17 protein-coding genes are annotated in these 18,099 nt (G+C 73.7%); 7 read left to right on the top strand and 10 right to left on the bottom strand.

Annotated elements, in window-relative coordinates; genetic code table 11:
- The first annotated feature begins 3 nt into the window (after window positions 1-3).
- Window positions 4-666, top strand: a complete 663-nt coding sequence (locus ACFWRV_RS09955) for a class I SAM-dependent methyltransferase (protein WP_384330971.1) — start codon at window positions 4-6, stop codon at window positions 664-666.
- 1 nt (window position 667) lies between these two features.
- Here the strand turns inward: ACFWRV_RS09955 and ACFWRV_RS09950 are convergent, their stop codons facing one another.
- Together ACFWRV_RS09950 and ACFWRV_RS09945 are read right to left on the bottom strand one after the other, a co-directional pair.
- Window positions 668-1,210, bottom strand: coding sequence for a VOC family protein (locus tag ACFWRV_RS09950; RefSeq protein ID WP_384330968.1), 543 nt, complete (start codon window positions 1,208-1,210; stop codon window positions 668-670).
- 125 nt (window positions 1,211-1,335) lie between these two features.
- Window positions 1,336-2,436: a citrate synthase 2 gene (locus ACFWRV_RS09945; protein WP_384330965.1), complete on the bottom strand. Its 1,101-nt coding sequence runs from the start codon at window positions 2,434-2,436 to the stop codon at window positions 1,336-1,338.
- A 302-nt stretch (window positions 2,437-2,738) separates the two neighbouring features.
- On the opposite strand from ACFWRV_RS09945, the gene pdxH reads away from it, so the two are divergent.
- Window positions 2,739-3,380, top strand: coding sequence for a pyridoxamine 5'-phosphate oxidase (gene pdxH / locus ACFWRV_RS09940; protein WP_384330962.1), 642 nt, complete (start codon window positions 2,739-2,741; stop codon window positions 3,378-3,380).
- Window positions 3,381-3,643: 263 nt separating this feature from the next.
- On the opposite strand, the gene ACFWRV_RS09935 is transcribed toward pdxH, so the two are convergent.
- Window positions 3,644-5,014 carry a phytase gene (locus tag ACFWRV_RS09935; protein WP_384330959.1) on the bottom strand — a complete coding sequence of 457 codons (1,371 nt, stop codon included), beginning with the start codon at window positions 5,012-5,014 and terminating at the stop codon, window positions 3,644-3,646.
- Window positions 5,015-5,353: 339 nt separating this feature from the next.
- On the opposite strand from ACFWRV_RS09935, the gene ACFWRV_RS09930 reads away from it, so the two are divergent.
- Window positions 5,354-6,784: a PAS domain S-box protein gene (locus ACFWRV_RS09930; protein WP_384330956.1), complete on the top strand. Its 1,431-nt coding sequence runs from the start codon at window positions 5,354-5,356 to the stop codon at window positions 6,782-6,784.
- 67 nt (window positions 6,785-6,851) lie between these two features.
- On the opposite strand, the gene ACFWRV_RS09925 is transcribed toward ACFWRV_RS09930, so the two are convergent.
- The 4 genes from ACFWRV_RS09925 to ACFWRV_RS09910 are packed head-to-tail and all read right to left on the bottom strand — an operon-like array spanning window position 6,852 to window position 10,388.
- On the bottom strand, window positions 6,852-8,069 hold the full coding sequence (locus ACFWRV_RS09925) for an ABC transporter permease (RefSeq protein ID WP_384330954.1): 1,218 nt from the start codon (window positions 8,067-8,069) through the stop codon (window positions 6,852-6,854).
- Window positions 8,066-8,812, bottom strand: a complete 747-nt coding sequence (locus tag ACFWRV_RS09920; RefSeq protein WP_384330951.1) for an ABC transporter ATP-binding protein — start codon at window positions 8,810-8,812, stop codon at window positions 8,066-8,068. The genes ACFWRV_RS09925 and ACFWRV_RS09920 overlap by 4 nt, the downstream gene beginning before the upstream one ends.
- A complete protein-coding gene (locus ACFWRV_RS09915; protein WP_384330948.1) occupies window positions 8,809-9,867 on the bottom strand; it encodes an efflux RND transporter periplasmic adaptor subunit in 1,059 nt (352 codons plus the stop codon). The genes ACFWRV_RS09920 and ACFWRV_RS09915 overlap by 4 nt, the downstream gene beginning before the upstream one ends.
- Complete coding sequence (locus tag ACFWRV_RS09910; RefSeq protein WP_384330945.1) at window positions 9,864-10,388, bottom strand: hypothetical protein; 525 nt, start codon at window positions 10,386-10,388, stop codon at window positions 9,864-9,866. The genes ACFWRV_RS09915 and ACFWRV_RS09910 overlap by 4 nt, the downstream gene beginning before the upstream one ends.
- A gap of 128 nt (window positions 10,389-10,516) precedes the next feature.
- Between ACFWRV_RS09910 and ACFWRV_RS09905 the strand changes: the two genes are divergently transcribed.
- Both ACFWRV_RS09905 and ACFWRV_RS09900 read left to right on the top strand, forming a co-directional pair.
- Window positions 10,517-11,203: a response regulator transcription factor gene (locus tag ACFWRV_RS09905; protein WP_384330942.1), complete on the top strand. Its 687-nt coding sequence runs from the start codon at window positions 10,517-10,519 to the stop codon at window positions 11,201-11,203.
- The gene (locus ACFWRV_RS09900; RefSeq protein WP_384330939.1) at window positions 11,200-12,396 is read left to right on the top strand and encodes a sensor histidine kinase; all 1,197 of its coding nucleotides are present in this window, start codon (window positions 11,200-11,202) and stop codon (window positions 12,394-12,396) included. The genes ACFWRV_RS09905 and ACFWRV_RS09900 overlap by 4 nt, the downstream gene beginning before the upstream one ends.
- Window positions 12,397-12,419: 23 nt before the next feature.
- Here ACFWRV_RS09900 and ACFWRV_RS09895 read toward each other — a convergent pair whose 3' ends face one another.
- Window positions 12,420-13,175 (bottom strand): SIS domain-containing protein, encoded by a 756-nt coding sequence (locus ACFWRV_RS09895; protein ID WP_384330936.1) that lies wholly within the window; start codon window positions 13,173-13,175, stop codon window positions 12,420-12,422.
- A gap of 255 nt (window positions 13,176-13,430) precedes the next feature.
- On the opposite strand from ACFWRV_RS09895, the gene ACFWRV_RS09890 reads away from it, so the two are divergent.
- Window positions 13,431-14,123, top strand: coding sequence for a metal-dependent transcriptional regulator (locus tag ACFWRV_RS09890; protein WP_384330933.1), 693 nt, complete (start codon window positions 13,431-13,433; stop codon window positions 14,121-14,123).
- Between the two features lie 575 nt (window positions 14,124-14,698).
- Window positions 14,699-15,565, top strand: a complete 867-nt coding sequence (locus ACFWRV_RS09885) for an alpha/beta fold hydrolase (RefSeq protein WP_384330930.1) — start codon at window positions 14,699-14,701, stop codon at window positions 15,563-15,565.
- Window positions 15,566-15,628: 63 nt separating this feature from the next.
- Here ACFWRV_RS09885 and ACFWRV_RS09880 read toward each other — a convergent pair whose 3' ends face one another.
- Window positions 15,629-17,266 (bottom strand): transporter, encoded by a 1,638-nt coding sequence (locus tag ACFWRV_RS09880; protein ID WP_384330928.1) that lies wholly within the window; start codon window positions 17,264-17,266, stop codon window positions 15,629-15,631.
- Window positions 17,263-18,090: an ABC transporter ATP-binding protein gene (locus tag ACFWRV_RS09875; protein WP_384330925.1), complete on the bottom strand. Its 828-nt coding sequence runs from the start codon at window positions 18,088-18,090 to the stop codon at window positions 17,263-17,265. Before ACFWRV_RS09875 ends, ACFWRV_RS09880 begins: the two co-directional genes overlap by 4 nt.
- Between the last annotated feature and the right edge of the window lie 9 nt (window positions 18,091-18,099).

Raw genomic sequence — 18,099 nt, 5'->3', positions numbered from 1 at the left:
GCCGTGAGCAGCGACACCACCCGTGCCACCGAGACCACCGACTCCGCCGCGTTCTGGGAGAAGCACTACGCCGCCGTCGACCCGACCTGGGGCACCCGGCCCAACGCCGTCCTGGTCGAGGTCATCACCGCCCTGGCCCCTGGGCCGGGCGGCGGCGGTCGTGCGCTCGACCTCGGCTGCGGGCACGGCGGCGACGCCCTCTGGCTCGCCTCGCTCGGCTGGGACGTCACCGCCGTCGACGTCTCGGCGACCGCCCTGGAGCGCGTCGCCGCCGGAGCCGCCGCGGCCGGGCTGGCCGACCGCGTCCACCCGAGCCGGCACGACCTCGCGCGGTCCTTCCCCGACGGGGCCTTCGACCTGGTCACCGCCGGCTACTTCCACACGCCCGTGGAGATCCCCCGCGAGCAGGTCCTCCGGCGCGCCGCCGAAGCCGTCGCCCCCGGCGGTCTCCTCATCCTGGTCGAGCACGCCTCGCTCGCCCCCTGGTCCTGGCGGGACGGCCACGAGGACGTGCGGTTCCCCAGCCCCGACGACGTACTCGCGTCCCTGGAACTGGGCGACGGATGGCGCACCGAGCGGTGCCACGCGCCCGAGCGGACCGCCACCGGGCCCGGCGGTGAGACGGCGACCGTCACGGACAACGTCATCGCCGTCCGCCGGGGCTGAGTCAGGCCAGCGTGTCCGGCTCCTTCTGCCGTGCCGGTGCGGCCGGGTCCGACGGGTCCGGGGCCACCGCGTCCTGGACCGTCACCCGGTCCTGCTCGGCGATCTCCCGGGTCTGCTCGGCCACCCACTCGGGGCTGATCGCCGGGGGCTCGCCCGGGACCTGGTCCGTCACGAACAGGCAGAAAGGGTGGCCCGCCGGGTCGAACAGCACCCGTACGTCGTGCTGCGGCTGGAACTCCGCGGGCGTCGCGCCCTCCGCGACCGCGTGGGCCACGGCCGTCTCCAGGTCCGTCACCTCGAAGTCCAGGTGCAGCATCATCAGCTGGTCGCCGAGGGCGGCGGGCCAGACCGGGGGCACGTACGGCTTCGCGGTCTGGAAGCTCAGGCCGGGGCCGCCGCCGGGCGGGAGGAGCTTCACCCAGTCGGGCTCCTCCTGCACCGGCTGCCACCCCAGGAGCCGGCGGTAGAAGCCCGCCAGCTCCGCCGCGTCCGGGGCGTCGAGCACTGTGCTGGACAGGGTCAGGGACGGGCGGGGCGTGGTCATCGTGTGCCTCCTCGTGCCGGGAGTGCGCCAGGAATGCGCCGGAAACGTGCCGCTACGTCTACCCCGTACCGACGCGTTCACCGACCAGGGAGGCTCCGGACCCGACCGGCCCCCCCGGGCCCGGCTCACCCCACGATGTCCTCGTACCCCTCGATCGCGCGCGGGTCCCGCGTCCCCGGGCCCACGTACGTCGCCGACGGGCGCACCAGGCGGCCCGTGCGCTTCTGCTCCAAGATGTGCGCCGACCAGCCGGCCGTCCGGGCACAGGTGAACATCGACGTGAACATGTGCGCCGGGACCTCCGCGAAGTCCAGCACGATCGCCGCCCAGAACTCCACGTTCGTCGCCAGGACCCGGTCCGGGCGGCGGTTGTGCAGCTCCTCCAGCGCCGCCTTCTCCAGCGCCTCCGCCACCTCGAAGCGCGGCGCTGCCAGCTCGCGGGCCGTGCGGCGCAGGACGCGGGCGCGCGGGTCCTCGGCGCGGTAGACGCGGTGGCCGAAGCCCATCAGCCGCTCGCCCCGGTCCAGCGCCTGCTTCACGTACGCGGACGCGTCGCCCGTACGCTCGATCTCCTCGATCATGCCGAGGACCCGGGACGGGGCGCCGCCGTGCAGCGGGCCCGACATCGCGCCCACCGCGCCGGACAGGGCGGCCGCGACGTCCGCACCCGTCGAGGCGATGACCCGGGCCGTGAACGTCGAGGCGTTCATGCCGTGCTCCGCCGCCGACGTCCAGTACGCGTCGACCGCCTTCACGTGCTGGGGGTCCGGCTCGCCGCGCCAGCGGATCATGAAGCGTTCGACCACCGAGTGCGCCTTGTCGATCTCGCTCTGCGGCACCATCGGCAGCCCCTGGCCGCGCGCCGACTGGGCGACGTACGACAGGGCCATCACGGCCGCCCGCGCCAGGTCGTCACGCGCGGTCGCCTCGTCGATGTCCAGCAGCGGCTTCAGGCCCCAGACGGGGGCGAGCATCGCGAGCGCGGACTGCACGTCGACCCGGATGTCACCCGAGTGCACGGGGATCGGGAACGGTTCGGCGGGCGGCAGGCCGGGGTTGAACGCCCCGTCCACCAGGAGGCCCCAGACATTGCCGAAGGAGACGTGACCGACCAGGTCCTCGATGTCGACTCCGCGGTAGCGCAGCGAACCGCCTTCCTTGTCCGGTTCGGCGATCTCCGTTTCGAACGCGACGACTCCCTCAAGACCGGGTACGAAGTCGGACATCAGGCGGCTCCCTCAGTTCGGCGTGCGGCGTGCGGTGCGCGGCGTGCTGGGCTGTGCGGAGGCCACAGCGGCCTGCCCCAAGATATTGGCGGGTTCCTCCGACGCGGGGAAGCGTGACATCCGGCACAGGAGCCCATTTCGACGGCGCGTGGTTACGGCCCCTCAGCGCCGGGCAGACTCGGCCGCTGCGGCAGGATGGGCCTGTGACCCCATCAGATCACTCCGTGCCGCATCCGGATCACCCTGTGCCCGCACCGGGCCAGAGGGATCCCCGGGCGGCTTCGCCCCTCGACCCGGCCGCCATGCGGGAGCAGTACCGCTCCGAGGACTTCACCGAGCGCGACCTCAGCGCCGACCCGATGGAGCAGTTCGCCCGCTGGTTCCGCCAGGTCGCCGTCGGCGGGGTGCTGCACGAGCCCAACGCGATGATCGTCTCCACCGCCGACCCGGACGGCCGCCCTTCCGCGCGCACGGTGCTGCTCAAGCAGTACGACGACCGCGGCTTCGTCTTCTTCACGAACTACGACTCCCGCAAGGGCCGCGAGCTGGCCGCCAACCCCAGCGTCTCGCTTCTCTTCCCCTGGCACCCGATGGCCCGCCAGGTCATCGTCACCGGCACCGCCTCCCGTACCTCCCGCGAGGAGACCGTGGGCTACTTCCGCACCCGGCCGCACGGCTCCCAGCTCGGCGCGTGGGCCAGCGCCCAGTCCAGCGTCGTCGGCTCCCGGGAGGAACTGATCGCCCGGTACGAGGAGCTGGCCGCCCGCTACCCCGAGGGCGAGAAGGTCCCGGTCCCGCCGCACTGGGGCGGCTTCCGGGTGGCGCCCGAGACGATCGAGTTCTGGCAGGGGCACGAGAACCGGCTGCACGACCGGCTGCGGTACGTCAGGGAGGGCGAAGGCGCGTCCGGCGGTACGTGGCGGGTGGAGCGGCTCTGCCCGTAGGGCGGCCGGAGGAGGCCGGACAACGCAGAAACCCGCAGGCTCTGGTTCCTCCGTGCACAGAGGAGCCGGCCGGACTTACCGGCGAGCCTGCGGGTCGGTGACTGCTGGGAATTGGCCGGCGACCGGCCTGCACTGCAAAAGAGTGCGACGACGGGCGTCAGCCCGCAGCCACCTCACGAGTCCGAAGAGAAATCACTTCCGGAACACCTCCTTTCCTGTGTGCTCCACAGCCTACGAGCGCCCCGGATCGCGGTTCAACCGATTTATTCGGTGACCTTCCCGCCGGCCTTTCCCCCGGCGGCCGTGAGGCCGAGCGCGCCCCTGACCTTGCGCAGATCGACGAACTTGAAGCCGGTGGCCTCGCGTCCGTCCTGCGCCGGGGTGGCGCTGCCGTCCTGGACGACGAGCAGGCCGCCCGGGTACCGGCTGCCGAGCGGCTCGTTCAGCACCGCCGCGCCGTCGCAGACCTCGGACCCGTCCAGCGTCGGCGAGGCCGCCGTCACGCGGAAGCCGCCCGCGTACACGGGGAGGGGCCGGTTCTCGCGGCCGGTCCTTCGGGCGTACGCGGCGAAGGTGTCGTCGCCCTGGCTGGAGGCCAGCAGATAGCGGTCGCCGTTCCGCTCGGGGAGCAGTGTCAGCCCCTCCACGTCGGCCGAGATCCGGGTGCCGCCGAAGCCCGGGTCCTTCCCCGGGGCGCACTCCTCGCTCTCCTCGTCGTACGTGCCCGGGACGCCGTACTCGCGGACCTTGTCGACCAGCACCGGCCTCCCCCGGAGATCGGCGGGGATCCGCCAGATGCCCACGTCTTCCTGGCCCGCGTAGAGCGTCCCGTCGGCCGGGTCGACCACCATGCCCTCGACCTGGGGCAGCTCGCCCGGCTCGCCGCAGGGCGACCAGGCCGTGCCGTCGGGCAGCCGGAACGCGGAGGGCAGGTCGATGCTCCGGACCTTGCGGTACGTGACGGTGCCGGACCGGGTCGGGAGCAGCTCCAGCAGCGCGACGGACGTGCGGTTGCGCCGACTGGCCAGGGCGTACGCGCGGCCGCTGCGGCGGTCGGTCCAGGTGGCCAGTCCGTACGCCGTCGTTTGCTCGTTGACCTCGTCCTGACCGGTGGAGAACACCCGGGGCGCGGCCGGCTCCGTGACGTCGGTCAGCGGGCCGCCCGGCCGGGACGGGTCGATGCGGTGGATGCGCAGCCGGTCGTGGCCCCGGTCCGAGGTGACGGCCAGGTCCGCCGGGCCGCCCGCGGACAGCCGCAGACCGTGCACCAGGTCGACGTTGTTGAAGCGGCCCGGGGCGTCGTCGGGGCCGGGCGCGGCGGGTGCGGGGACCGACTGCACCAGGCGGGCGTCCAGACCGTAGACCCGCAGCCCGCCCTCCTTGGCGGTGGCGATCACCAGGCTGCGGTCCGGATCGGCGGGGTCGCGCCAGATCGCCGGGTCGTCCGCGTTGGCGTTGCCGCCCCGCTCGTCGTCGTACAGCGTGGCGGTCTCGGCCCGCGGGGTGATCCCGGGGAGTGGCCGGGAGCCGTCCTGCCGGGCGGCGGGCGCGGGGGCCGCGGCGACCAGTGTCGTGAGTGCGGCGCAGACGGCGAGCGCGGCCGCCGTCGGACGTGCGGTGCGGAAGGGCGTCACGGAGGAGCTCCTTGCGGTCGAGGGGCGGAGGAGCGGCCGGGGCCGAGGGTGTGCGAGGGCGACCCAAGGATGGGCGCGGCCGGTGGACTTGGTGTGACGTCGTCACCACGAACCGCCGTGCCGCCGGTGAACTCCCCACGCCCGCGGACTCGACGGGGTCCCGCCGCGTTCACGGTGTGGCGAGAGCGACGGGAGGCGCTCGGGAATCCGCCGGTGGGAGAAATGATTTCGGCGAAGTTGATGTGTGCTGGGTCACGTTCGAGTTGAATGGTCTGACGTGCAGCAATACACGCGGCGACGCGTGGGGAAACGGCCGACACGTTCTGCGGGGGGTGCGGAGTGGGTGCTTCCAGGAGCAGCGGGACCACCGACGAGCTCGGACCGGACGAGGATTCCGGCGGCGGGCCCCCGGGGCTCTCCGTGGACCCCGGGGGCCGGGCCGGCGAGGACGCGATCCCCGGGGCGCCCGCCGGGTCCGAACTGCTGGCGGCGCTGCTCGACGGCATGGACGCCGCGCTCTGCGCGTTCGACGCGGCGGGCACGGTCACCCACTGGAACCGCGAGGCCGAACGCGTCCTCGGCTGGTCGGCGGACGAGGCCGTCGGCCGGAGCGGCTTCGCCGGCTGGGCGGTGCGGCGGGCCGACGCGGACGAGGTGCGGGCGCGGCTGATGTCGGCCATGGACGCGCCGGGGCGGCAGGTGCACGAGTTCGCGCTGCTGCGCAAGGACGGCGGCCGGGTGCTGGTGCGGACCCAGTCCGCCGGGGTGCGCGGCGCGGACGGCCAGCCGGCCGGGGTCTACTGCGCGTTCAGCGAGGTGCACGCGCAGATCGACCTGGAGCGGGCCATCGCGCTGAGCGAGGCGCTGCTGGAGGACGCGTCCTGGGGCGTGGTCCTCGTCGACGTCGACCTGCGCCCGACGGTCGTCAACGCGTACGCCTCCCGCGCGCTCGGCGGGGGCCGCACCGGTCTGCTCGGCCGCCCGCTCGGCGAGCTGGTCGTCCAGGGCGTCGAGGAGCTGGAGGCGGCCCTGCACCATGTGCTCGCCGAAGGGGCCCCGAGCGCCCCGGCCGAGCTGTGGGTGACGCTGCGGACGGCGGAGGGCGAACGCCGCCGGTGCTGGCGCAGCGGTTTCCTGCGGCTGGCCTCGCCGCTGACGGAGGAACCGGTTCCGCTCGGGGTGGGGTGGCTGTTCCAGGACGTCACCGCCGCCCGGCTCGCCGAGCAGGAGGCCGACCGGCTGCGGTTCCGGACGAGCCAGCTGCACCGGGCCGCCGGGACGGCAGCCGAGTGCGAGGACCCGATGGAGGCGGCGACCTCCCTGCTGGACTTCGCGCTCGCCGGGTTCGCCGATCACGTCCTGGTCGATCTGGTCGCGGGCGAGCGCCTGGTGCGGACGGCCGCCACGCCCCTCGACGCGCCCGGCCCGTGCCTGCCCGTCGCGGGGGGCTCCATCCCGGCCCGTTACGGTCCCGGGCACCCCGCTCTCCAGTCCGTCGAGCGCACCGGAACCGTCCGGACGAGCGCGTCCGCCCGGGCCGCCGATCCGGCCGCCTGGGCCGAGGAGCGCCGCTGGCCCCGGGACGCGGCGCACGCGCTCTGCGCGGTGCTCCGGAGCCGGGGCCGGACGCTGGGTGTGCTGACGTTCCTGCGCGCCGCGCACCGGGCCGCGTTCGAGCGCGGTGACGCGGCGTACGCGGAGACGGTCGCGGCCCGGGTCGCGGGGGCGGTCGACCTGGCCCAGGTGACCGGGGCGGCGGACCGTCCTTAGCGCGTGTCGTTCGGATCAGGTCGGGCTCGCGGGCCCCGGCACGCGCGCCCCCGGGCCCCGCCCCCCCTCACGCCGCGTGCAGCGCCAGCGTCGGGGAGAGCCGGGACGCCCGGACCGCCGGGTACAGGCCCGCCACCGTGCCGATCACCAGCGTCGCGCCGAAGCCGCCGCCGACCGCCCAGAGCGGGACCACCCAGGGCAGCCCGCCGGAGTGTGCGTACACCCCCGTCGCCGCCGCGCCCAGGGCCACGCCCGCCAGGCCGCCGAGGCCCGACAGCATCAGCGACTCCGTGACGAACTGGATCCGGATCTGGCCCCGGGTCGCGCCCAGCGAGCGGCGCAGGCCGATCTCGTACCGCCGCTCAAGCACCGAGATGATCATGGTGTTGGCGACGCCGACGCCCCCGACGAGCAGGGCGATGCCGCCGAGGCCCAGCAGCAGGCTGCTGAACGCCCCCTCGGTCGCCGCCTTCGCGCGGAGCGCCGACGACGGGTCGGTGACCTTCACGTTCTGCGGGTTTTGCGGGTCGATCGTCGCCGCCATCACCTTGCGTACGTCCCCGACCGCCGCGTCCGTCGAGCGCTCGTACACCGACGTCGGGTGGCCGTCGAAGTCCAGCAGGCGCTTCGCGCCCTCCCAGCCGACCAGGGCGGAACGCTCGATCTCCGGGGCGAGGGGGAGCGGGGCGAGGATGCCGGTGACGGTGAAGTAGCGGTCGCCCAGCCACACTTGCTCGCCCGGCTTCGTGACGCCCAGGCGTTCGGCGGAGACATGGCCGAGGACGACGGAGGGGTAGCGGCCGGTCGCCGCGTTCAGCCAGCCGCCGCTGCTGACCTCGCCGCGTAGGACGCGCAGCAGGTCGGCCGTCGTCGCCCTGACCGCGATCCCGCCCGTGTCGTCCTCGTCGACCTTCTCGTTGCGCCGTACGGTCGCGTCCAGATCGGCCGTCGCGCCGACGTCCCGCACGCCTTCGATCCGGCCCACCATCCCGACCGATTCCTCGGGCAGCTTCACGTCCTCCCCCGCGAACATCGACTCACCGGGGGAGGCGACGAGGAGGTTGGTTCCCAACTTGTCCAGCTCGCGCAGGAGTTGCGCCTGGCTGGAGGCGGAGATGCCGACCACCGAGATCATCGTGGCGATGCCGATGGCGATGCCCAGGGCCGAGAGCACCACCCGCATCGGGCGGCTGCGCAGACCGGACGAGCCGACGTGGGCCACGTCCCGGGGGCTCAGGCGGGCCGCCTTCAGCCGGTCCCGTCCGCGGCCGCGCGGGGCGCTCACAGCTCCGCTCCTGTCGTCACGGCGACCCCGTGGGTCACGTCCGCGACCACCTGGCCGTCCCGGATCCGCACCTCGCGCGGCAACCGGGCCGCGATCTCCGTGTCGTGCGTGATCACCGCGATCGTGGCCCCCTCCCGGTTCAGGTCGCGCAGCAGCCGCATCACCGCCTCCCCGGACGCCGAGTCGAGCGCCCCGGTCGGCTCGTCGGCCAGCAGCAGCGCGGGCTCGCCGACGACGGCCCGGGCGATGGCGACCCGCTGCTTCTGGCCGCCGGACAGCTGGTGCGGCTGGTGGTCGAGGCGGTCCGCGAGGCCGACCCGCTCCAGGGCCTCGGCCGCCCTGCGGCGGCGCACCGAGCGGGGGAGGCCCGAGTAGAGCAGGCCCTCCGCCACGTTGTCGCGGGCGCTGACGCCCGGTACCAGGTGGAACGCTTGGAAGACGAAGCCCACGTGCTGGGCCCGCAGCGCGGAGAGCCTGCGGTCCGAGAGCGCCGCCACGTCGTGGCCCGCGATGTGGACGGAGCCCGCGGTGGGGCGGTCCAGGGTGCCGATGATGTGCAGCAGCGTGGACTTGCCGGAGCCCGACGGGCCCACGATGCCGAGGAGTTCGCCCTCCTCGACGGTGAGGTCCACCCCGCGCAGCGCGGCGACCGGGCCCGGGTACTCCTTGGTGACGCCGGTGAGGGCGACGACCGTACGGGGGTGGGGCGCCGGGCCGGTGGCGGTGGCGGCGTTGGTGCTCATATCTTCGGCACCCCGACCTTCATGCCCTCGCGCAGACCCCCGCCGGACACCTCGACCCGGCCCTCGGCGAACATGCCGAGCTCGACCTTCACCTCACGGGCCGTGCCCCCCCGGACGACCTGGAGGCCGAAGCCGCCGCCGGGCAGGGCGAGCAGCGCGTTCACCGGGACGGTCAGGACGTCCTTCCTGGTCTCGCCCGTCAGGTTCACCGTCACCGGCGACTGGTCGAAGCCGCCGACCTCGTCCGGGTCGTCGAACGAGACGGTCAGCGTCACCTTGGGGCTGTCGTCCTGCGGGTCGTCTCCGGGCTTCGCGGTGCGGCCCACCGATGAGACCTTCCCGGGCGCGGTCGTGCCGTCCGGCAGCTCCACCTCGACCTTCGTGCCCGCCTTCGCCACCTGGCTCTCCGCGACGTCCAGCCGGAAGGTGACGATGCGCTCGGAACCGGTGGTGACCAGGACCGGGGCGCCCGGCTGGGCCTGTTCGCCCACGCCCGCCCCGACGCTCTTGATCCGGACCTTCCCCGGGGCGAACGCGACGTCCCCCGGCCCGACCCTCCCCGTCTGCTGCACGTCGTGGGACTTCTGCCAGCGCTTGACGGCCGCCGCGGTCAGCTCGGTGTACTCCGCGTCCGGGGTGAAGCCCGTGTAGCCCAGCTCCGCGAGATTGCGCTCCAGCTGCTCCACGTCCCGGCCCTTGTCGCCCGGCTTCAGCGTCCGGTACATCGGCCCGGAGCCGTACATCAGGCGGACCGGCCGGCCGTCGATCTCGTACAGCCGCTCGTTCCGCTCCACGGTCGAGCCGGTGCGCGGTGTCCAGGTCATGGTGCCCGCCGCGCCCGCGTTGACCTTGCGCTCCCTGTCGTAGCCGAGCGTTCCGTCGGCCTGGGCGCGCTCGCGCAGGTCCCCGCGCTCGACCGGGGCGGTGGCCGGGGGCAGCCCGGTGTTCTTCGCCCCGCCGGTCTCCTCGCCGGACCCGAGCTGGGTGAGGGCGAGGGAGCCGGCCGCCACGGCGAGCACCGCCACCGCCGCCGCCACGGCCCGTCCACGCCTCATCGGCCGACGCTTTCGCACGCCTTGTTGGCCTTCTCGAACTTCTGCATGTCCTTCTGCTTCAGCGCGGGCGCCGCCTGCATCGCCCCGCCGTCGAACTTCGGGTCGGGCATGTCGAAGCCGTTCTTGCGCATGCACCGGGCGAAGGCGACCATCTTGTCCTTCTCCGCCTGCGTCAGCTCCTTGGGCCCGCCGCCGACCGCCTTGTCCTCGCAGGCCTTGAACGCCTTCTCCATCTTCTCCTTGCCCATCGAGCCGCCGTCGATGGTCACGCCCATGCCGTTCTCGCCCGGCTTCGGCTCGGGGATGTCCAGACCCTGGTCGCGCAGACACTTGCGGTGCTCCAGCGCCTGGTCCTCCTCCGTCTTCTTGGTGTCGGATGCCGATCCGCCGGCCTGCGTCCCGCCGCCGTCGCCCGAGCACGCGGTGGCGGTCAGGGCGAGGGCGGCGGCGAGCGCGCAGGCCGCGGCGAGGGAACGCCCGCGCGAGCGCGCGGCGGTCCGGCCGGAAGGGGTCTGGTTCATGGGGGGCTCCTCGTCGGTTGCTGACAGGCCGGGTACGAACGGCCCGAGCGTGCGCGAGGACGCGGTTTCGTTTCTGTCGGCCCGGATGCTTACACCGGCGAAACATCGCTTTCGGGTACACAGGGCCCATGCGCGTGCTGGTGGTGGAGGACGAGGAATTCCTGGCGGAGATGATCGCCGAGGGACTGCGCCGCGACGCCGTCGCCGTGGACATCGCCCCCGACGGCGCGGCGGCGCTGGAGCGGCTGCGGTTCGGCGCGTACGACGTGATGATCCTCGACCGCGATCTGCCGGGGCTGCACGGCGACGAGGTGTGCCGGAGGGTCGTCGCGATGCGGCTGCTCACCCGGATCCTGATGCTCACCGCCGCGGGGACGGTACGGGACCGGGTGGCCGGCCTCGGCCTCGGCGCCGACGACTACCTGACCAAGCCGTTCGCGTACGACGAACTCCTCGCCCGGGTTCTCGCCCTGGGCCGCCGCGCCCGCCCGGCCCTGCCGCCCGTCCTGGAACGGGCCGGGCTGAGACTCGACACCGCCCGCCGCCAGGTCTGCCGCGACGGCCGCTTCCTCTCCCTCTCCCGCAAGGAGTTCGCCGTGCTGGAAACCCTGCTGCGGGCCGAGGGCGCCGTCGTCAGCGGCGACGACCTGATCGAGGAGGTGTGGGAGCAGGACACCAGCTACCGCACCAACGCGGTCCGCGTCACCCTCTCCAAGCTCCGCGCCAAGCTCGGCGCGCCCCCGGTGATCGAGACCGTCCCGGGAGCCGGCTACCGCATCGGGGAGCGCCCGGCGGGCGGGGGGAACGCCCGGTGAACAGTGAGCGCACCCGTCTCGCCGCGCTGTACGGCGGACTGCTGGTCATGGCCGGCGTCCTGCTCCTGGCCATCGTCTACCTGCTGGTCAGCGAAGGCGTGTACGCCGGGATCGTCACGGCCGTCGCCCCGGCCGTCCCCACGGCCCGGATGGACGTCGGCTCCGTTCCGGCACCCGCCCTCCCCACCTCGGACTGGGCGCAGACCGCTGTCCTGGAGCCCGGCCAGTACGCCGTCGCGCAGAAGGTCAGCACCGCGGCCGGGGACGCGGCGCTCAGCCAGCTGCTGACCGTCTCCGGGGTCTCCCTCGCCGTCTACTCCGCGCTCTCCGTGGCCCTCGCCTGGTGGATGGCGGGCCGGGTGCTGCGGCCGGTCGGCGTCATCACCGCCCGCGCCCGCCGGCTCTCCGGCTCCAACCTGCACGAACGCCTCGCGCTGAAGGCCCCGCCCGGTGAGCTCAAGGAGCTGGCCGACACCTTCGACGGGATGCTCGACCGGATCGAGCAGCTCGTCGCCGCCCGGCAGCGGTTCGCCGCCAACGCCGCCCACGAGCTGCGCACCCCGCTCGCCGTGCAGCGGGCCGCCGCCGAGATCGGGCTCGCCGACGACCCGCCGCCCGAGAAGGTCGCCTGGATCCGGGACAAGCTCATCGACACCGCGGCGAACAGCGAGCGGCTCATCGAGGGGCTGCTGCTCCTCGCGGTCTCCGACGAGGGGCTGCGGCGGCGGGAGCGGGTCGCGCTGGACGAGACCACCGCCACGGTCACCGAGGCGCTGGCGGCCGAGGCGGAGAAACGGGACATCACCGTGGAGGTGACGGCCCGGCCGGTGACGGTCGAGGGCGACGCGGTCCTGCTCGACCACCTCGTGCACAACCTGGTGGCCAACGCGCTGCGCCACAACCACCCCGGCGGGACCGTGACCGTCCGGGTCGGGCCGGACGGCCTGGAGGTCGCCAACACCGGGCCCGAGGTGGACCCGGCGACCGTGCCGCTGCTGTTCGAACCGTTCCGCCGGGCGCGGGCCCGCCGCCAGGCACCGGGCGAGGGCGCGGGCCTCGGGCTCTCCATCGTGGCGTCGGTGGCGCGGGCGCACGGCGGGGACGTCGGCGCGCGGGCCAACCCGGGCGGCGGCCTGACGGCCCGGGTCACCCTGCCCACGCGCCTCCCGGTGGCGCGGGCCCAGCGGCGGTAGCCGCGCCCGCCGGAGGTGCTCGCTCAGTGGCGGTAGAAGATCCGGTCCCGGTACTCCGTCATGACCCGGCCGTTCCACTCGTGGCCGCCGTCGACGTTCCCCGAGCGCAGCATCGGCGGCTCGACGCCCCGGGCCACCAGCCGCTCGACGGCGGCCGCCAGCATCGCCTGCATGATCGCGCTGGTCACCACGGTCGAGGCGGGGGCGAACGGGGCCTCGACACCGGAGACCGTCAGCTCCGCGTCGCCGATCGCGATCTTGCTGTCCAGGACGATGTCGCAGTGGTCCCGCAGGAAGCCGCCCGAGGTGTGCCGGGAGCGGGTGTTCTCCGCGTACGCGACCGACGTGACGCCGATGACCTTCAGCCCGAGGGCGCGCGCGTTCTGCGCCATCTCGACCGGCAGGGCGTTGCGTCCGGACAGCGAGACGATCACCAGGAGGTCCCCGGCGGTGGCGGGGCTGGAGTCCAGGACGGCCGAGGCGAGCCCGTCCACCCGCTCCAGCGCCGAGCCGAGCGTGGCGGGCATGACGTCCACGCCGACCACGCCGGGCACGGTGAGCAGGTTCATCAGGGCGAGGCCGCCCGCGCGGTAGACGACGTCCTGGGCGGCCAGCGAGGAGTGGCCCGCGCCGAAGGCGAAGAGCCGTCCGCCGGCCTCGACGGTGTCCGCGACGGCGGCGCCGGCGGCGGCGATGCTGTCCGCCTCCTCGTCCCGCACCCGTGTCAGCAGGCCGATCGCCGCATCGAAGAACTGACCGGCCAGCTTGCTGTCGCTCATCGGGGAGAGCCCTTCTCGACGGGTGTGGGGCAGCGGTGGAACGGGTGGTGCGCAGCGCGTTCGGCGGCTCGGGAATGCCCGTGCCGCCGATCACGTTGCGGTCTGGACCAGTGGACTGTCAATACCGCCCGGCGCCCTAGCGCGCACGCTCTTCCACCGGTCTTCCACCGAGGCGGCACGGTTGTCGGCGCTATGCGTCAGAATTGGGCAGGGCCATCGCACGACGTTTTCTAGTCACAGCATCGAGGGGCACGTATGTCCGGACTGATCGACACCACGGAGATGTATCTCCGCACCATCCTCGAACTGGAAGAGGAAGGCGTGGTCCCCATGCGCGCCCGCATCGCCGAACGGCTGGACCAGAGCGGTCCGACCGTCAGTCAGACGGTGGCCCGCATGGAGCGCGACGGACTGGTCCAGGTCGCGGGGGACCGCCACCTGGAGCTGACCGAGGAGGGCCGCCGCCTCGCCACCCGCGTGATGCGCAAGCACCGGCTCGCCGAGTGTCTGCTCGTGGACGTGATCGGCCTGGAGTGGGAGCAGGTCCACGCCGAGGCCTGCCGCTGGGAGCACGTGATGAGCGAAGCGGTGGAGCGGCGGGTGCTGGAGCTGCTGCGCCACCCGACGGAGTCGCCGTACGGGAACCCCATCCCGGGCCTGGAGGAGCTGGGCGAGAAGGCCGGGGCCGAGTCGTTCCTGGACGCCTCCATGGTGAGCCTGGCCGAGCTGGACCCGGGCGCCGAGGGCAAGACCGTGGTGGTGCGGCGGATCGGGGAGCCGATCCAGACCGACGCCCAGCTGATGTACACGCTGCGCAGGGCCGGGGTGCAGCCCGGGTCCGTCGTGAGCGTGACCGAGTCGCCCGGCGGGGTGCTGGTCGGCTCCAGCGGGGAGGCCGCGGAGCTCGACTCCGAGGTCGCCTCGCACGTGTTCGTCGCCAGGCGCTGACCCGGTGGCCGGCCCCGCGCCGGCCACGGCAACACAACCGTGATGTGCGCTCGCCGATTTCCGTCCGGAATCGCAGCGGCCGGACGCGTCGCGTGCCAGGCTGAGGCCAGGCAGAGGACCTGAGGGTGTCGGCCGGCCACGGCCGGCACGGTCGGGGAGGGAGCAGGGAATGCGCCCGTCGTACCGTCACGCGCACCGCGCGGCGCCCGTCGCGCTTCGGAACGCCCTGATCCCGGCTGGTGCGGGGAGCCTCGCGTCGCCGCTTGCCATCGTTGTCGCGTCCGTCGGCGGCCGTCCCCGGACAGGGGGCGGCCCCGGCGTCCGAAGACGCCGGGGCCGTTCCTCCCCGGTGCTGACCCGGAGCCCCGAGCTCTCAAGGTCATCTCCCGCGGGCCCCTGTCCCCGAGCGGCCCGCCTCCCGCTGAAGATCTCCCCAGGCCGGCCGGCATCAATCCTTGACGGGTGTCACTCGAACGTGGGGTGTTGGGTGGCGGAACCCCGTTTTCGAATACAAGTTCGATAGCCTGGCGGCGCGACCACACGGTGATCGAGGACCAGAAGGGGGTGCCAGGACTATGGTGCGGCGCATCGACGTAACCGGAACCGACGGCGTACGCCTCGCGGCATGGGAGTTCGCCGACCCGCCCAAGGAGCGTGCGGAGGCGAACGGCGCTCCCGGGGTCTTACTGCTGCACGGGCTGATGGGCCGGGCCTCGCACTGGGCCCCGACCGCCCGCTGGCTCACCGAGCGGCACCGCGCGGTCGGCCTCGACCAGCGCGGCCACGGCCGCAGCGACAAGCCCGCCGACGGCCCGTACACCCGCGACGCCTACGTCTCCGACGCCGAGGCCGCGATCGAACAGCTCGGGCTCGGCCCGGTCACCGTCGTCGGCCACGCCATGGGAGCGCTCACCGGCTGGCAGCTCGCCGCCAAGCGCCCCGACCTCGTCCGCGCCCTCGTCGTCTGCGACATGCGGGCCTCCGCCCTCGGGGCGGCCTCCCAGCGTGAGTGGAGCGACTGGTTCGACTCCTGGCCGCTGCCCTTCGCCACCCTCGCCGACGTGCGGAAGTGGTTCGGCGAGGACGACCCCTGGGTGGAGCGGCCGAACCCCGCGCGCGGCGAGTTCTACGCCGAGGTGATGGCCGAGTGCGAGGACGGCTGGCGCCCGGTCTTCTCCCGCACCCAGATGCTCCGCTCCCGCGCCACCTGGGTCTTCGACGCCCACTGGGAGGAGCTGGCCCAGGTCCAGTGCCCCGCGCTGGTGCTGCGCGGCCTCGACGGGGAGCTGGGCCGCGCCGAGGCCCAGGAGATGGTCCGCGTCCTCCCGCGCGGGCAGTACGCGGAAGTGGCGGACGCGGGCCACCTCGTCCACTACGACCAGCCGGAGGGCTGGCGGGCCGCGGTGGAGCCGTTCCTGGAGCAGCTGAGGGCCGTCCCGTAATCCCTGGCGGGCGCGCGACGACCGGGAGCCGGTCTCCCCGTGGTCCTCGGCGAGGGCTGCGGCTCAGCCCTTGCTGACCGCCGCCAGGATCTCCGGCAGCCGGTTCGCCGTGCGCCCGGCGGCGATCCTCAGTCCCGCCCACCCGATGAGCGCCCCGTACACGAGCCCGCCCGGCACCATGAGCCACAGCGCGTCGTGGTGGTCCGTGACGTGCATCCAGATGGTCGGCACGATTACCGGCGCGGACAGCAGCGCGGCGGCCAGCATGCCGCCGAGGATCGAGATCCAGGCCAGACCGCCCTGCCCCGGCACCACGTTCTTGAACGCGCCCTCCTGCGGGATCGAGTACGGGAACAGCGCCGAGGCCACCGCCCCCGTCGCCAGCATCGAGCCCAGCAGCGCGAAGGACAGGCCCATCGCCCCCGGCAGCGACCGCCAGTCACCGATCATCGCCGCCGTCACCGCGCACACCAGCAGCGTGAACGGCAGGGTGAGCAGCAGCAGGACCAGTGCCCGCGCCCGCAGTTCGACGTACGCGTCCCGCGGCGAGGAGATCGTCAGCGCCACCATCCAGAAGGCCGAGGTGTCCTGGCCGAACTGGTTGTACATCTGCATGCCGAGCATCCCGGCGGCGAAGCACGCGAAGTAGACCGAGCCGGTGCCCTGGACCGCGTTGAGCAGCGGCACGATCGCCCCGATCGCCAGCGCCGTCACCCAGGCCGCCTTGGTCTTCGGGTCCCGGGCCACGTACCGCAGGCTGCGCTGCATCACCGTCGCCGTACGGCCTTCCGGCAGCAGCGACGGGAGACCGCCCCGGCCGGACTTCTCGCGGGTCGGCTCCGCCGCCGCCAGGGTCGAACCGTCCGGCGCGGTCATCAGCTTCACCAGGCTCCGCTGCCACATCCACATCAGCGCCGCCAGGGCGCCGACCGTGATCAGCAGCTGGAGGACGGCGACCCCGTACGAACCGTCCGATGCCGCGTCCACCGCCGCCACGGCGGAGGCGCCGGGCAGCCAGCGCACCACGTCCGCCGCCGGGTCCAGCGTGGAGAGGCCGCCGGCCTGGCCGAGCCGCTGCGCGCCGAAGTTGACGAACTGGATGCCCACCGCGATCACCAGCCCGCTCAGCACCGCGAGGTCGCGGCCCTTGCGGGAGTTCAGCAGCCGTACGTTGGCCGTGGCCACCGCCCGGGACAGGGCCACGCACAACAGCATCGTCAGCGGGACCGCGAGCGCCGCGAACAGCACGCCCGCCGCACCGTGCGCCAGCGCGAGAACCGAGCCGACCACCAGGCACAGGGTGAACAGCGGGCCGATGCCGATCATCGAGGACACCAACAGGGCCCGGATCAACGGCTTCGGCCGCAGCGGCAGCATCACCAGCCGGGTCGGGTCGAGGGTGTCGTCACCGCTCGGGAAGAACAGCGGCAGCACCGCCCAGCCGAGCGCCACGACCCCCGTGAGCAGCACCACGACGGTGGCCGCGTGCTCGTTGCCGCGCAGCAGCACCAGGCCGAGCACCTGGCCCGCGGCGAGCAGCAGGGTGAAGACGAGGGAGGCGATGAACGCCGCCTTGCGCCCGGAGGACTGCCGCAGCCCGTTGCGCAGCAGCGTCAGTTTGAGCCGGACGAAGATCGGGGTGAGGCCCGCGGTCGGCGCGGCCGGGGCGGCGGCGGTGACCGGGGCGTCCAGCACGCTCATCGGGCGCCGCCCAGCCAGTCGAGGGAGTCGCCGGTGTCCCGGCCGCCCGCGCCGACCAGTTCGAGGAAGGCGCTCTGCAGAGACGCCGCGTCGCCGCGCACCTCGGCCAGCGTGCCCTGCGCCTTGATCCGGCCCGCCGCCATCACGGCGACCCAGTCGCACAGCGACTCGACCAGCTCCATCACATGGCTGGAGAAGACCACGGTCGCCCCGGACCGGGTGTAGCGCTCCAGTACCCCGCGAATGGTCTGCGCCGAGACCGGGTCGACGCCCTCGAACGGCTCGTCCAGGAACAGCACTTCAGGATTGTGGAGGAGGGCGGCCGCGAGCCCGATCTTCTTCCGCATGCCGGTCGAGTAGTCGACGACCAGCTTGTGCTGCGAGCCGGCGAGATCCAGCACGTCCAGCAACTGCGTGGCCCGCTTGTCCACCTCGTCGCCGGGCAGCCCGCGCAACCGGCCGTTGTAGGCGAGCAGTTCACGCCCCGAGAGCCGCTCGAACAGCCGCAGCCCCTCCGGCAGCACCCCGATCCGGGACTTCACCTCGACCGGATCCGTCCACACGTCGTGGCCCGCGACCTCGATCTTCCCCAGGTCGGGCCGCAGCAGCCCGGTGACCATCGAGAGCGTCGTCGTCTTGCCCGCCCCGTTGGGCCCGACCAGGCCGATGAACTTCCCCGCGGGCAGCTCCAGATCGATCCCGGCGACGGCGACCTGCTCCCCGAACCGCTTCCACAACCCCTGTACGCGAACGGCGGGTCGCGCCTCCCGCGCACCACCCGCCGCCGCGTCTGTCTCCGTACGCGCATCTGCCCGGTCCGGCATGGCACAGCC

It is taken from the genome of Streptomyces sp. NPDC058576 (assembly GCF_042718715.1).
In the GTDB taxonomy this organism is placed as follows: Bacteria; Actinomycetota; Actinomycetes; order Streptomycetales; family Streptomycetaceae; genus Streptomyces.
This window is presented reverse-complemented; position numbering and strand designations above follow the sequence as displayed.

Bases quoted from the DNA above. Each gene is read 5' to 3' on its own strand.
- ACFWRV_RS09885 (WP_384330930.1), top strand. From the start codon at position 14,699: ATGGTGCGGCGCATCGACGTAACCGGAACCGACGGCGTACGCCTCGCG.
- pdxH (WP_384330962.1), top strand. From the start codon at position 2,739: ATGCGGGAGCAGTACCGCTCCGAGGACTTCACCGAGCGCGACCTCAGC.
- ACFWRV_RS09950 (WP_384330968.1), bottom strand. From the start codon at position 1,210: ATGACCACGCCCCGCCCGTCCCTGACCCTGTCCAGCACAGTGCTCGAC.
- ACFWRV_RS09875 (WP_384330925.1), bottom strand. From the start codon at position 18,090: ATGCCGGACCGGGCAGATGCGCGTACGGAGACAGACGCGGCGGCGGGT.
- ACFWRV_RS09915 (WP_384330948.1), bottom strand. From the start codon at position 9,867: ATGAGGCGTGGACGGGCCGTGGCGGCGGCGGTGGCGGTGCTCGCCGTG.
- ACFWRV_RS09895 (WP_384330936.1), bottom strand. From the start codon at position 13,175: ATGAGCGACAGCAAGCTGGCCGGTCAGTTCTTCGATGCGGCGATCGGC.
- ACFWRV_RS09905 (WP_384330942.1), top strand. From the start codon at position 10,517: ATGCGCGTGCTGGTGGTGGAGGACGAGGAATTCCTGGCGGAGATGATC.
- ACFWRV_RS09910 (WP_384330945.1), bottom strand. From the start codon at position 10,388: ATGAACCAGACCCCTTCCGGCCGGACCGCCGCGCGCTCGCGCGGGCGT.
- ACFWRV_RS09920 (WP_384330951.1), bottom strand. From the start codon at position 8,812: ATGAGCACCAACGCCGCCACCGCCACCGGCCCGGCGCCCCACCCCCGT.
- ACFWRV_RS09880 (WP_384330928.1), bottom strand. From the start codon at position 17,266: ATGAGCGTGCTGGACGCCCCGGTCACCGCCGCCGCCCCGGCCGCGCCG.
- ACFWRV_RS09945 (WP_384330965.1), bottom strand. From the start codon at position 2,436: ATGTCCGACTTCGTACCCGGTCTTGAGGGAGTCGTCGCGTTCGAAACG.
- ACFWRV_RS09890 (WP_384330933.1), top strand. From the start codon at position 13,431: ATGTCCGGACTGATCGACACCACGGAGATGTATCTCCGCACCATCCTC.